Source organism: Clostridium tanneri, assembly GCF_033659955.1.
GTDB classification, from domain to species: Bacteria; Bacillota; Clostridia; order Clostridiales; family Clostridiaceae; genus Clostridium_AM; species Clostridium_AM tanneri.
Window position 1 is genome coordinate 21,134 of the sequence record NZ_JARUJP010000020.1, and the last position, 14,127, is coordinate 35,260.

14 protein-coding genes and 1 other annotated feature are annotated in these 14,127 nt (G+C 30.9%); of the genes, 10 read left to right on the forward strand and 4 right to left on the reverse strand.

The genetic code is table 11. The annotated features are described in order from the left end of the window. Positions 1-121 precede the first annotated feature (121 nt). Positions 122-673 (forward strand): DUF1836 domain-containing protein, encoded by a 552-nt coding sequence (locus P8V03_RS14855; protein WP_261670669.1) that lies wholly within the window; start codon positions 122-124, stop codon positions 671-673. A 58-nt stretch (positions 674-731) separates the two neighbouring features. Here P8V03_RS14855 and ispF read toward each other — a convergent pair whose 3' ends face one another. Further along, positions 732-1,214: a 2-C-methyl-D-erythritol 2,4-cyclodiphosphate synthase gene (gene ispF, locus P8V03_RS14860; RefSeq protein WP_318798762.1), complete on the reverse strand. Its 483-nt coding sequence runs from the start codon at positions 1,212-1,214 to the stop codon at positions 732-734. A gap of 1,298 nt (positions 1,215-2,512) precedes the next feature. Between ispF and P8V03_RS14865 the strand changes: the two genes are divergently transcribed. Continuing rightward, the gene (locus tag P8V03_RS14865; RefSeq protein WP_318798763.1) at positions 2,513-3,409 is read left to right on the forward strand and encodes a polysaccharide deacetylase family protein; all 897 of its coding nucleotides are present in this window, start codon (positions 2,513-2,515) and stop codon (positions 3,407-3,409) included. 19 nt (positions 3,410-3,428) lie between these two features. Here the strand turns inward: P8V03_RS14865 and rluF are convergent, their stop codons facing one another. Then, entirely contained in the window at positions 3,429-4,160 is a 732-nt protein-coding gene (gene rluF, locus P8V03_RS14870) for a 23S rRNA pseudouridine(2604) synthase RluF (RefSeq protein WP_318798785.1), read from the reverse strand. Positions 4,161-4,443: 283 nt separating this feature from the next. On the opposite strand from rluF, the gene P8V03_RS14875 reads away from it, so the two are divergent. Then, complete coding sequence (locus tag P8V03_RS14875; protein ID WP_318798764.1) at positions 4,444-5,931, forward strand: glucosaminidase domain-containing protein; 1,488 nt, start codon at positions 4,444-4,446, stop codon at positions 5,929-5,931. 62 nt (positions 5,932-5,993) lie between these two features. Here the strand turns inward: P8V03_RS14875 and P8V03_RS14880 are convergent, their stop codons facing one another. Together P8V03_RS14880 and P8V03_RS14885 are read right to left on the reverse strand one after the other, a co-directional pair. After that, on the reverse strand, positions 5,994-6,182 hold the full coding sequence (locus P8V03_RS14880) for a hypothetical protein (RefSeq protein ID WP_261670413.1): 189 nt from the start codon (positions 6,180-6,182) through the stop codon (positions 5,994-5,996). Positions 6,183-6,194: 12 nt separating this feature from the next. Continuing rightward, a complete protein-coding gene (locus P8V03_RS14885; RefSeq protein WP_261670414.1) occupies positions 6,195-6,437 on the reverse strand; it encodes a metal-binding protein in 243 nt (80 codons plus the stop codon). 170 nt (positions 6,438-6,607) lie between these two features. Between P8V03_RS14885 and P8V03_RS14890 the strand changes: the two genes are divergently transcribed. The 7 genes from P8V03_RS14890 to rsmA all read left to right on the forward strand — a co-directional run bounded on the left by P8V03_RS14890 (position 6,608) and on the right by rsmA (position 14,078). Continuing rightward, positions 6,608-7,186, forward strand: a complete 579-nt coding sequence (locus P8V03_RS14890; RefSeq protein ID WP_318798765.1) for a nucleoside recognition domain-containing protein — start codon at positions 6,608-6,610, stop codon at positions 7,184-7,186. Between the two features lie 12 nt (positions 7,187-7,198). After that, the gene (locus P8V03_RS14895; protein ID WP_318798766.1) at positions 7,199-7,717 is read left to right on the forward strand and encodes a spore maturation protein; all 519 of its coding nucleotides are present in this window, start codon (positions 7,199-7,201) and stop codon (positions 7,715-7,717) included. Positions 7,718-7,848: 131 nt separating this feature from the next. Next, positions 7,849-8,106 (forward strand) — a binding site (T-box leader). Between the two features lie 84 nt (positions 8,107-8,190). After that, complete coding sequence (metG, locus tag P8V03_RS14900; protein WP_318798767.1) at positions 8,191-10,125, forward strand: methionine--tRNA ligase; 1,935 nt, start codon at positions 8,191-8,193, stop codon at positions 10,123-10,125. Positions 10,126-10,431: 306 nt separating this feature from the next. Beyond that, positions 10,432-11,232, forward strand: coding sequence for a TatD family hydrolase (locus P8V03_RS14905; RefSeq protein WP_318798768.1), 801 nt, complete (start codon positions 10,432-10,434; stop codon positions 11,230-11,232). A gap of 272 nt (positions 11,233-11,504) precedes the next feature. Further along, the gene (locus P8V03_RS14910) at positions 11,505-12,548 is read left to right on the forward strand and encodes a resuscitation-promoting factor (RefSeq protein WP_318798769.1); all 1,044 of its coding nucleotides are present in this window, start codon (positions 11,505-11,507) and stop codon (positions 12,546-12,548) included. Between the two features lie 149 nt (positions 12,549-12,697). After that, positions 12,698-13,240: a ribonuclease M5 gene (gene rnmV / locus P8V03_RS14915; protein ID WP_261670420.1), complete on the forward strand. Its 543-nt coding sequence runs from the start codon at positions 12,698-12,700 to the stop codon at positions 13,238-13,240. A gap of 1 nt (position 13,241) precedes the next feature. Beyond that, positions 13,242-14,078 carry a 16S rRNA (adenine(1518)-N(6)/adenine(1519)-N(6))-dimethyltransferase RsmA gene (gene rsmA, locus P8V03_RS14920; RefSeq protein ID WP_318798770.1) on the forward strand — a complete coding sequence of 279 codons (837 nt, stop codon included), beginning with the start codon at positions 13,242-13,244 and terminating at the stop codon, positions 14,076-14,078. The last annotated feature ends 49 nt before the right edge of the window (positions 14,079-14,127 follow it).

Sequence of the window (14,127 nt, forward strand, 5' to 3'; positions counted from 1 at the left end):
TTAACTTGTAAAGGGTTTATTCATAACTTATAATGTTAATATAATATATTTGTAGAAGGAGATTATAAAATTGACTAAGAGAAAGTTTAGTATTGAGTATATAAATGAAACAGCAAAAGAAATGTCAAAGAATACTATAGTTCCTTATGATGATTTACCTAGATATGATTTATTTCTATCACAAGTAATAGACTACTTAAATGATAAATTCGAAGGTGATAAATATACTAATAATATAGTGCAAAATTATATTAAAAACGAAGTTATATCTAAGCCTGAGGATGGTAAGAAAAGGGGTTATACCAAAGTACATTTAGCTCAGCTTGTACTTCTAAGTTATATGAGACCTATATTAACAACTGAGGAAATAAAAAGTGTGTTTCATCTAGCTTTTAACGAAATAAATAATGGTGATGATGACATTATATCTTGGGAAAAAGCTTATAAGATTTTCTCTGATATCCAGGAAGATAGCTTTGAAGATATTCTAGCAAGGGAGCATTTTAATGAAGAACGACTACAAAATATAATTAAAGAAATGGATTTAGAATCGAAGGATCAGGAGAGAATATTAGTATTTTTCGCTGTTATGTCCTTGATATGTCAAGCCAGTGCAATAAAAAGATTAGTTCAACACATTGTTAATAGTTATGATAAAGAAAGTATGTCATAAATGTTGGTTTATGTATTATAAAACACCCCTTTAACCTAACAGCTAAAGGGGTGTTCTACTATTTAGAGATTATGGAATTAAGCAAGCAGATGCTTTGAGCTGCGATGCCTTCCTCTTTACCGGTAAAGCCAAGGCCCTCTTCGGTAGTAGCCTTTACACCAATCATATCTATGTTAATATTTAGGGCTTCCGAGATGTTTCTTCTCATATCATATATGTAAGGCGCTAGCTTAGGTTTTTGAGCTATTATAGTAGAATCTATATTTCCTATCTCGTAGCCATTATCAGCTATAAGACTAGATACCTTTTCAAGCAAGTAAAGGCTAGAGATGTTTTTATAGTTTGTATCTGTATCCGGAAAGTGATAGCCTATATCACCTAAAGCTAAAGCACCAAGCAGACTGTCCATTATAGCATGAATTAAAACATCAGCATCTGAGTGACCTAGCAATCCTTTCACATGGGGAATAGTTACTCCACCTATTATCATAGTCCTATCCTCAACAAGTTTGTGTACATCATATCCAATTCCTACTCTCATAAACAAAATCCTCCTGAGTTTTTTACTTATATTTTAACATGAAGTGATATAGATTATATAAGAATTTAACACATTGAGCTTGTTAAATATGATTTGTTTTAAATATAACAAAAAAGGTGCTGTACTAGCACCTAGGATATCCCTTTGTTGTAATATATAATTTTTTTGTCGCTATCTGGGTCAGGAGTGGAAGGAGGAGTATGAGAGCTAAATAGGTTTTTTAACATCTTTTTTATTAATGAAAGGAATGATTCCTTTTTATCTTTTTTATTTTTATTAAAATCTACATGAATGATTTTACTAACCATAAACAGCCCTACCTTTCATAATATAAGTCTTCCTAATAAAATAATAACACAAAACAGTTGGAATTTTAAGAAAATTACAGAAATAATTTGGATTTTATGTATATTTTTTATATAAAATTTAAATGTACTAATTTATAAGAGCAGGTATCTTATAACTTATAATGAACTCCATTAGAGAAAATATGTATTAAGCTTAAAAGTCATAAAGGGATAATAAAGTTTGGGGACAGGAGTCCCCAGAATAAAGTTAAAGGAAAAAAGGTTAAAGGCATATAAAGAAAGGATGTATTATTTAAGTGAGCTTTACATCTTTATAGCTACTAATATTATATGTATGTAAGGTAAAATTGGTTAAACTAAATAAGTTAAAAATTCATATAAACAGCAGTACACCAGTTAAATAAAAATATCATATAAAATAATCTGATTTACGACAGTATATTCTCGAAAGATATAAGATAATAAAGAATTATTATATGAAATAGAAAGTGTGGAAAATAATATACATTATCCACATGTTGTCCACAAAATTGTGGATAATGTGTATAAAAAGTGATGTTAAATATGGATAATTAGTGAATATGTGACGGAATATTCAGACAAGTGTATTATTCAACATAAATTTCACAAGTTATAAACAGGCAAACTGTGGATAATGTGAATAAAGTTTGTTTAAGTTAGATATTCAAGATATAACCAACTTAAAAAGTTAGTTATATTAATAGATACAGATTTTAGAAGTAATTTGTAGTAAAATGCGATATAAACTGAATAATAGAGTTTGCTGATACTATCTAAGATATTAGAGAAGTGACAAAAAAGTAGAAAAATAATAATTGCTATTAGGTAACACTAACAAGTTATTCACAGATTAGGTATTAATGTTGTGGATAAAATAATAACAATACATACTGTTAATCATATAATATTTATATTATAATTATGACAAATATTTTAATGTTCAGAAAACAGATTAGAGGAAGTGAAAGTATGAGTAAAAAGTATAAAGGTTTTTTGTGGATTTTTATTTTTCTCGTAATTATAGGAGTAAGTATATTTTATCTCTTAAGGCAGTACGATAATCAACAAGCTAATAATACTAAGCTTATTCAGAATAATGAAACCAAAGCAAATAAAGGAGTATCAGATAAACCTAAAATCATTGAAAAGAAGGAAAGAGAATTTACTGGGGTAAATATAAAATATAACGATAAGTCAGTACCAGTTCTTATGTATCATTCAATAGCGTATGAAGAAGGAAATGAATTAAGAATTCCTAAAGAAAACTTTAGAGAGCAAATGAAGTATTTAAAAGATAATAACTATACTACTTTAACCCTTGATGAGCTTTATAGTTTTTTTATAAGCAATAAACCTATACCGGAAAAGTCAGTTGTTATAACTTTTGATGATGGTTATAAGGATAACTATGAAAATGCGTATCCTACATTAAAAGAATTTGGGTTTAATGCAACTATTTTCGTAATTACAGGAGCTATTGACAATGAAAAGGATTACTTAACTTTAAATCAGCTGAAGGAAATGGAACAAAATGGAGTAGATATAGAAAGTCATACAGTAGCTCATGAGCAATTAGATAAGATTTCTTACGAGAAACAGTTGGATACACTTACAAGATCTAAAAAATACCTAGAGGAAGTATTAGGAAAAGAAATAAGATACATAGCATATCCTTTTGGAAAATACAACACTGATACAGTAAAAGCATCAAAGTATGCAGGTTACAATATGTCCTTTACCACTCAGGGAGGATGGTCCAATAAAACACAGGACATATTTACACTAAATAGAGTATATATAAGTGCTAATTACGGATTATCAGAATTTAAAAGGCGCTTAACTAACCCAAATTATAATACTAATTAATAGCAATAAGAAAGAGGCTTTATATGGAAGCCTCTTCTGTTTTAATGGAGGTTGAAATTAACTTATTTATTGTATCCATTTCATCTGAAGTTAGATATCTCCATTTTCCATTAGGAAGGTCTTTTAAAGTTACATTCATTATCCTTACTCTTTTCAATTTTATTACGGTATATCCGAAGGCTTCACACATTCTTCTTATCTGTCTATTTAAACCCTGAGTTAAAATAATTCTGAATGTATTTGTGCCTTCCTTTTTTACTATGCAAGGTTTAGTTACTGTATTTAATATTTTAACACCTGAAGACATACCTTTAATAAAGTCAGAAGTTATAGGTCTATTTACTGTAACTACATATTCTTTTTCATGATTATTTCCAGCCCGTAGAATTTTATTAACTATATCACCGTCGTTAGTTAGGAATATCAGTCCTTCTGAATCTTTATCTAGTCGTCCAATGGGAAAGATTCGCTTTGGATAATTTACAAAGTCAACTATATTGTTTATTACTTTTTTCTCGGTGGTACTGATTATTCCAACAGGTTTATTTAGAGCTATGTATACTCTGCCCTCTTTTTTTCTTAGTAATTTTCCATCGAGTCTTACCTCGTCATCTGGGCCAACTTTTGAGCCAGTCTCAGCTATGACTCCATTTATAGTAACTCGTTTTTCTTCTATTAGTTTATCAGCATCTCTTCTTGAGCATATGCCTTTTTCACTTATAAATTTATTTATTCTTACTGAGTTGGTCATTTCTTCATGATTTATTAGATGTTTTCTCAACTGAATAAATTCTCCCCTCTTTAATTTATTTTACAGTAAATTATTATACCTAAATTCTAAAGTATTATCTATTAAGTAAGATAATATTTATATATAGTTTATTAACTAAGGATTTAATAACGAAATTAAAGCTTAGTAAACAATTCTGTTTAAAATATATAAATACAAATTTTAAGCTTTTAAAAATAATGTTGGAAAAAACTTTTTAATTTCCTTATAATAACATTGTAGGAATGAAATTGGGGGGGTAAACATGAATAAGAGGTTAAAGGCTCTTACCTGTTCTTTAATATTTTCATTATCTTTGATTCAGTCGAAGGTTTATGCAGTTAATTATTTATCAGAAGGTTCGCCTAGGATAGATATAAATAAGGAATGGGTTGTTAAATTCAATAGTCCATTAAAAATGGAAACAGTCAATAATAAGAATATATTAGTTACTGATGATAGTGGTAAAACTATCCCTGTGAATGTATCTATAGGGGCTAGTTCAGATATTGTATTAGTAAGTCCCATAGTATCAGGATATGACCCTAATAAAAAATATAACCTAGTAATAAGTCCTGATGTTAAATCAATCTCAGGAAAAAGTTTGGGAAAAACCATAAATATGCAATTTAATACTATTAACAAATATTCAGATGGTACAAGCTATGAAGGAGTACCGCAAATAGCATCATTAAGTTTTGATTATAATTCTCTTTTATCAAATCAAAAACCAGTGTTTTTTATAAACTCTAAAAGTGGAACAGATGCACAATATAGAATATTTGTACATAACTACGCAGATAACAAAGATGTATATACGGAATTAACAGACGGATATGTATCAGCTGAAGGTGGTAAAATTACATCATCTAAAATACTAACAGGTAGTTCAAGTGGTGAGAAGTACAAAGTTGTAGTATATAGTAAGAGAGCAAACACCACAGGCGCTCATAAAGATATAAACACTGATTATGATAACTATTACGTGGATTACTTTAGAGTTGTTGATAGCACAAATATAGGAGATAGCCAAGTTTCTAATTACGGTATTACTCTTGATGAAATGATTAATATTCAGAAGAATGTAGAGTCAAAACCGGTTTTTGTAGAGTATAGCGATATGAGCAATGAAGCAAGTAAGAATCACATTAAGTATTATGTTAATCCTAGTAATTTTTTAGATAACTATGGAAAATACCAATTTTTAAAGTTAACTTACTCCGAAGGCATTACTGCAGAGGATTTAGATAACATATTAAAAGGAAAGGGCATATTAGAAGGAAAAGGACAAGTATTCTTAGATGCAGCTAAAGAGGCCAATATAAATCCTGCTTATCTAGTTTCTCATGCGCTATTAGAAACGGGAAATGGAAAATCTCAATTAGCTAATGGGGGAATTAACGATAGTAGTGGTAACCCATATTACGGTGTGCCAGTATATAATTTTTTTGGAATAGGTGCTTTTGATGTAGAGCCTAATTTGAATGGAACTAGAACTGCCTATGAAAATAAATGGTTTTCTCCGGAAGAAGCGATTATGGGAGGAGCAAAATGGATTTCACCAAGATACATAAATAATCCAAATGGTAAACAGGACACATTGTATAAGATGAGATGGAATCCTGAAAAGCCTGGAACTCACCAGTATGCAACTGATGTTTCTTGGGCATATAAGCAAATTCCACGAATGTATAATATTATGTCTCAAGTTAAAAATCCTGTATTAAGTTTTGAGATACCTAAGTATAAGTAGGAATATAAATAATAAGCAGCTAGATTTACTGGTAAATCTAGCTGCTTATTATTTATATTATGTTATTCAAGAATACCTTCTTCTTTTAAAATTGTTTCGAGTTGTGATACTTTTTCTGCAAGAAACATAAATTTTTCTTTTAAAACATCTTTAGGAAGGTTTTCGTTGTTAAGACTTTTCTCCATGTATTCAATAGTTGAAAGAGCCTCATCAATATCCTGTTGAGCTAATTTTAAGTTATTTTCCTTCATATGAACTCTCCTTTAGTTTAGCATATTTTTAGCTTTATTAAATCCATCCTCATCTATAAATGGTGCACAAAACTCGAAGGTTTTCTCATAGCCGCAACTTGAACAGATACAATCACATACGTCATAAGGTACGTCATCAACAATATCAATTTTTAAGCTTTCAGCTATGTACCCTCCACCACATATTTCACAAGGAGTATCATTTATAACATAGTACTCACTTTCTATATACTTCATTATATCCTTAATGGTCATCTCTAACCTCCAATTATAAAAATAATGCACATCATAAATGTTAACATTCTTAAAATTTATTTTCAATAGTAAATAGAATGAAAGCATAATATTTATGCAATACTGGCTAATTTCTATCATATACATTAATGATAAGTAGTGTCAACAATTAATAAAAGGAGAGAAACAATATGATTAACTTTATATGGTTTTCTATTTTAGCTATCGGAATTATTTTTGGTATTGTTACTGGAAGGGGAGCAGAGGTATCAAAATCTATTATAGTATCAGCAGATTCAACAGTAAAACTTGTTATTGGACTAGCTGGTATTATGTGTTTATGGTGTGGAGTTGTGAAAGTTGCAGAAAGAAGCGGTCTAACAGATAAACTGGCAAAGCTGCTAAGGCCGTTGTTAGGACTAATTTTTAAGGAAGCTGCCAGGGATGAAAAGGCAATGGGAGCTATAGTTATGAATCTTACTGCTAATATGATGGGATTGTCTAATGCAGCAACCCCTTTTGGAATAAAAGCTATGGAGGAACTAAAACGACTTAATAAGAATAAAGATGGTGTAGCTAGTAATGATATGGCCCTATTTTTAGTTTTAAATGCAGCTTGTGTTCAAATAATACCAACTACAGTTATCTCTATACGTGCAGCTGTTGGTTCTCAAAATCCAGCAGAAACTATAATACCATCAATTATTACTACTGGAATAGCGGCTATATTTGGAGTAACAATGTGCAAAGTACTTCAAAGGTATTTTTAAGGAGGAAATAGCATGGATTACATCATAAAATCGATAATCCCCATTATTATTTTCTTAATCGTTGCCTATGGAATGATTAAGAAGGTAAAAGTGTATGAATGCTTTGTAGAAGGTGCAAAGGAAGGACTATATATATGTGTTAGAATTTTTCCTTACTTATTAGCGATGATTATAGCAGTTGGGGTCTTTAGGGAATCTAATGCATTAGATTATTTCATAAGTATAGTGAAACCAGTGGTTAAGTTCATAGGGCTTCCGCCGGAGGTTGTGCCTTTAGTGCTCGTTAAGCCCTTATCAGGAAGTGGAGCAATGGGGATTTTTGCAGAAACATTAAATAAGTTTGGTGCTGATAGTTACATAGGGAGAGTTGCATCAATAATTATCGGGTCTACTGAAACGATATTTTATACCCTTACTGTATACTTTGGAGCTGTTGGGATAAAGAAAATACGACATACCCTTTGGGTAGCTATAATGGCAGATATGATATGTGTCATATTGGCGATAAATATTGTGAAAATTATGTTCTAAGATAAAACTTGTTTGGAAGCTAGAACTATATAGAATTAGTAAAAAATAAAACTATTAGGTGTAAAAAGGAATATTTATTAAAAATTTAGACATCATATTGACAGTATAGAATATATAACATATTATTAATTTAAAATGCTATGAAGGAAAGAGTAGTAAATGAAAATGTCTAAAGAGAGTCGGAAGTGGTGAAAACCGATGACACAATAGTTTATGAACATGGCTCCAGAGCAGGTTATCTAAAAATAGAGTAGGATAGCACGGAAGCAACCGTTATTTTGCAGGGTAATAAGGAATTTTAGGAGAATGCTAAATTTCAATTACTTATTGAGGTCTTTATCGCGAGGTAAGGATAAAATAGAGTGGTAAAGCGTAAGCACGCCTCTATATGAAGGATATCTTCATATAGAGGCTTTTTATTATAAAAATCTAATGTCAAAGTTAAAAACTGAAAAATAAAGGAGGAAAAATTAATGAACAAAAAAACATATTATATTACTACACCGATTTATTATCCATCAGCAAAGTTGCATATAGGAAACACTTATACTACTGTAGCTGCAGATGCTTTAGCAAGATTTAAAAGGCTTACAGGTTATGAAGTAATGTTTTTAACAGGTACTGATGAACATGGTCAAAAGATACAAAGACTAGCAGAGGCTAAAGGGGTTACTCCGATACAATATGTGGATGAAATAGTAGCAGGTATCAAGGATCTATGGGGAATGATGAATGTAAGCTATGATAAGTTTATAAGAACAACAGAGGATTATCATATAAAAGCTGTTCAAGATATCTTTAAGAGACTATATGATCAAGGAGATATATATAAGGACTCTTATGAAGGATGGTACTGTACACCTTGTGAATCCTTTTGGACAGAAACTCAGCTAGCAGATGGAAAGTGTCCTGATTGTGGAAGACCTGTTGAAAAGGCAAAAGAAGAAGCATATTTCTTCAAAATGTCGAAGTATGCCCCAAAGCTTATTGAGCATATAGAAAACCATCCAGAATTCATTCAACCAGAATCAAGAAAAAATGAAATGATAAATAATTTCTTAAAGCCTGGACTTCAAGATCTTTGTGTATCAAGAACTTCATTTGATTGGGGAGTTCCTGTAACTTTTGATGAAAAGCATGTTGTATATGTTTGGATAGATGCCTTAGCGAATTATATAACTGCATTAGGATATGCAGGAGAAAATAATGAACTATATAACAAATATTGGCCTGCAGATGTGCATTTAGTAGGTAAAGATATTTTAAGATTCCATACTATTTATTGGCCAATTATGCTTATGGCCCTAGGAGTTCCACTTCCAAAACAGGTTTTTGGTCATGGCTGGCTTTTAGTAGACGGTGGAAAAATGTCAAAATCTAAAGGAAACGTTGTGGATCCAGTAGTTTTAGTAAACCATTTCGGGACAGATCCTGTAAGATATTACCTACTAAGAGAAATTCCTTTTGGATCAGACGGTTTATTTAACAATGAGATATTTATAAAGAAGATAAACTCAGATTTAGCAAATGACTTAGGTAATCTTTTATCAAGAACTTGCACAATGGTAGAAAAATATTTTGATGGTATAATACCAGCACCAACAGCAAAAGATGTTATTGATAACGAACTTATAAACCTTGCTTTGGAAACTCCTATAAAGGTAGAAAAGAATATGAATAACTTGAGAATTCCTGAAGCATTAGATAGTATATGGGAGCTTATATCAAGATCTAACAAATATATAGATGAAACTACTCCATGGATACTTGCAAAGGATGAATCAAATAAAGAAAGACTTGGAACAGTGCTTTATAACTTAGCAGAATCCTTAAGAATAACTTCCGTATGTCTTTCAGCCTTCCTTCCTGAAACAAGTGAAAAAATCAATAAGCAGTTAAATGTAGAGCTAACTAGTTGGAATAGTGTAGCCGCTTTTGATGGAACCAGTGCAGGAACAAAGGTTAATAAGGGAGAAATCATATTCCCAAGAATAGACGTAGAAAAGAAAATTGAAGAGTTAAATGCTCTTAAAGAACAGCAGTTAGGTGAGAATAAACCTAAAATGCAACCTTTAAAAGAAGAGATAACGATTGAGGATTTTGAAAAAATAGACTTAAGAGTAGTTAAGGTTTTAGAGTGTGAACCTGTAAAAGGAGCTAAAAAACTTCTTAAGTTAAAGGTTGAATTAAATGGAGAGGAAAGACAGGTAATATCAGGTATAGCTAAACATTATAAACCTGAAGATTTAGTAGGAAAATATGTAGTATTAGTTGCTAACTTGAAACCTGTTAAGCTTAGAGGGGAACTTTCACAGGGAATGATACTAGCAGCTTCTACAGATGATGATAGTAAGTTATTTACAGTTTCTATACCTGGAGAACTTCCAACTGGAAGCGTAGTTAGATAAAAGTATATAAATTATCATTTACTATGAGGATTATTAGAAGAAAGACTGATTATAGAACAAATTGATTTAGAAATACCCTATATGATAATAATCCTATGGGGTATTTTTATTAACAAAACTTGTAAATAAGTAGGGAATTTTGTTTACATGAGAAGTTAAATGAGTTTTTACTAAAAATAGCTTGACTATAATTGAAAATGTAATAAAATGGTAATATATTGGTGGCTGTCAATTTTACATATATTTTCTAGGTTAACTAAAAACAAAAGAGTTTACACTTAAGTGTTTGAAATGGAGAAGATACAGATGATGGATAACATTGAACTAGATAAAGCAATTAAAATATTTGATGCTCACGCCCATTATGATGATGAACAGTTTGATGAAGACAGAAATTTAGTAATAGAAGAGCTTAAAAAAAACAATGTAATAGGAGTTCTAAATTGTGGAGCATCTTTAGAGGGATGTGTTCAATCTGTTAACCTTGCTGATAAATACGATTTTTTTTATGCAGCAGTAGGCATACATCCTGAACATGCAGATAAATTCGGAGAGGATACGTTAGTCGAACTAAAAAAGTTGGCTAAGAATGAAAAAGTTAAAGCTATAGGAGAAATAGGGCTGGACTATTATTGGGAGGAGAATCCAGATAGAAAGATACAGAAGGAAGTATTTATAAGGCAAATGGAGTTGGCAAAGGAACTAAATCTGCCAGTAATAATACATGATAGGGATGCCCATGAGGATACTCTGAACATAATAAAACAATTTAAAGGAGTAACTGGAGAAATTCATTGTTTTTCTGGAAGCGTAGAGTTTGCCAGGGAGTGTCTAAAGTTAGGTTATTACATAGGTTTTACTGGTGTTATAACATTTAAAAATGCTAGAAAGATTATAGAAGTAGTTAAAGAAGTTCCTATTGATAGAATACTATTAGAAACAGATTGTCCGTACATGGCTCCAGTTCCTTTTAGGGGGAAAAGAAATAGATCTGAATACATTAGGAATATGATAGAAAAGGTGGCAGAAATTAAAGATATTAAACCAGAAGAGGTAAGTAATTGGACTATTTTCAATGTTGAGAAGTTGCTAAACATAAGAAAGTAGTGTAAAATCAAAAAGGAATATCTATAATATTAACAAAAAATTAATTTTTGTCATAAAGATTCTCCATAGAGAATATAATTATAATAGTTTAACAAAATTCCACCGAAAGCCGTATTAGACTGTTAAAATAATTTGCTATCATAATATTTTATTTTTTTAGTTTTATGCAGGTATGTGCATTAAACAGTCTAAAAAGCATGAGTGATATTTGACATAAGAAGTTATAGCAATTATAATGATTGATGTCGCTCTTGCCCGGAGGAGGTATTCTTATGGTGGAAAAAATCACAAGTTACTTAAAAAAATACTTTTCCAATGGTCCTAAATTTATTTTCATGTCAGTATCAATAATTCTTATTGCTTTGACAGTATTAATTTTCAGCACAAGGAAGACAATAACAGTTTCTGTTGATGGACAGGATAAACAGATTACTACGTTTAGTAGAACTTACAAAAAAGCTTTAAGCAATAACAATATAGTTGTAGGACCAAAGGACAAAACCACACCTAGTCTGGACAGTAGAGTTGAAGAAGGAAAGAAAATATCCATAAAAAGAGCTGTTAAGGTTCATGTGGAAGCAGATGGAAAGCAGGTAACCATTGAATCAGCGGAACAAAACGTTGAGAAAATGTTGCAAGCTGAAGGAATAGGACTTCAAGATTTTGATAAAGTATATCCAGCAAAGGATTTAGCAATTAAAGATGGATTAAAAGTAGTAATAACAAGGGTAGAAACTAAGGAAGTAAAAGAAAATAAAAAAATAGATTATACAACGGTTGTAAAAAAAGATGATGAAATGGAACAGGGCAAAAATAAAGTTATACAAGAGGGACAATTAGGAGAAAAAGAAACTGTAACCAAAGTTATTTATGAAAATGGTAAAGAAGTTTCAAGAAAAGTAATAACTGAAATAATTAAAAAACAGCCTGTACAAAAAGTTGTAGCTATGGGAACACTTAGCACATATACCCCTTCCCGTGGAGGAAAAGTTGCTTATACAAAATCCATGAGGATGAGGGCTACTGCGTATACTGCAGATTATGAAAGTACAGGTAAAAGTCCTGGTAATGCCGGATTTGGAATTACAGCAACTGGAACTGTTGCAAAAAGAAACAGTAATAGCTATAGCTCTATAGCAGTTGATCCAAGAGTTATTCCACTTGGTACAAAGCTGTATGTTGATGGGTATGGATATGCCGTTGCAGAAGATACTGGTGGAGCTATAAAGGGAAACAAAATAGACTTGTTTTTTAATTCTAGTTCAGAAGCGGACAACTGGGGCGTTAGATGGGTAAATGTTTATGTGGTTAAGTAAAGTAGGAGCTTAAGTAGCTCCTACTTTTCTTTTAGGAAAATTGCTATGTCTACCATTTTTAGTTAACTTCATTATATTGTTTATGATATTATTAATAAGTGTTAATACTTATTAATGTAGTATATTTGTAATTCTAACGGAGGGAAATTATGATAAAAGAAGTTATTGTAGTTGAGGGAAGAGATGACATTACTGCAGTTAAAAGAGCGGTAGATGCTGAAATCATAGCAGTAGGGGGCTTTGGAATAAATAAGAAGGTTATAGATAGGATAAAAGAAGCTCAGAAAAGACAAGGGGTAATTGTATTAACAGATCCGGATTTTGCAGGCGAAAAAATAAGAAGGATTATATCTAAAAGAGTAGAAGGAATTAAGCATGCTTATATATCTCGAAAGGATGGTACAAAGGACGGGGATATAGGAGTGGAAAATGCTGAACCAGAAACTATAATAAGAGCTTTAGAGGCAGCTAAGTGTGAGTTGAAAGAGAAAAGAAGTGAATTCGACATAAATGATATGATTTTTTTTGGTCTTGCAGGAAATACTAATTCAAAAGAAAAAAGAGATGCTTTAGGTAAAGAGTTAGGAATAGGTTATTGTAATGCTGCCCAATTTTTAACTCGACTTAATAACTATGGAATAACTAAAGATGAATTTATAATAGCAATAAAAAGAATAGATAAGGAGAAATAATATGGAAAATTTACTTACTAAGGATATAGTTGAAAAATACGGGTTCAGATTTTCTAAGAGCCTTGGACAAAATTTTTTGATTGATAACTCGGTATTAATGGATATAGTTAATAGTGCAAATGTAACTGAAGAAGATACTGTTATAGAAATAGGTCCAGGAGTTGGGACATTAACTAGAGAATTGTTAAAGAAGGCTAAGAAGGTATATGCAATCGAATTGGACTCAGACCTAATACCTATTTTAACAGAAGAACTTAAAGAATTTGATAATTTTGAACTAATACATAAAGATGCATTAAAAGTAAATTTTAATGAAATTATAGGGGGAGAAAAAAATGTTAAACTTGTTGCTAATTTGCCTTATTACGTGACTACACCTATAATTTCAAGACTTTTAAATGGAGGATATAACTTTGACTCTCTAACTATAATGATACAGAAAGAAGTTGGAGAAAGAATTGCAGCAGAACCTGATACTAAGGAATATGGCTCGCTTTCAATACTTGTTCAGTACTATTGTGATATAGAAGTTATAAGAAAAGTAAGTCCAGGATCTTTTGTTCCAAGACCAAAGGTGGATTCCATTGTATTAAGGCTAGATAAGCTTAAGAATCCTAGAGTTGATGTTAAAGATAAAGATTTATTTTTTAAGATTGTAAGAAATTCCTTTAATATGAGAAGAAAAACTCTATGGAATGCTCTTAAAAGTTTAAAATTGCCAAAGGAGACTATGGAAACTGCTTTTAGTAACGCAGAGATAGATCCTAAAAGAAGAGGTGAAACCCTATCTTTAGCTGAATTTGGAAGACTTTCAGACTGCATATTAGATTTATCATAATCTTTTTACCGACAAGTTGTTCACTTTTTGAATATTACCTCATATATTA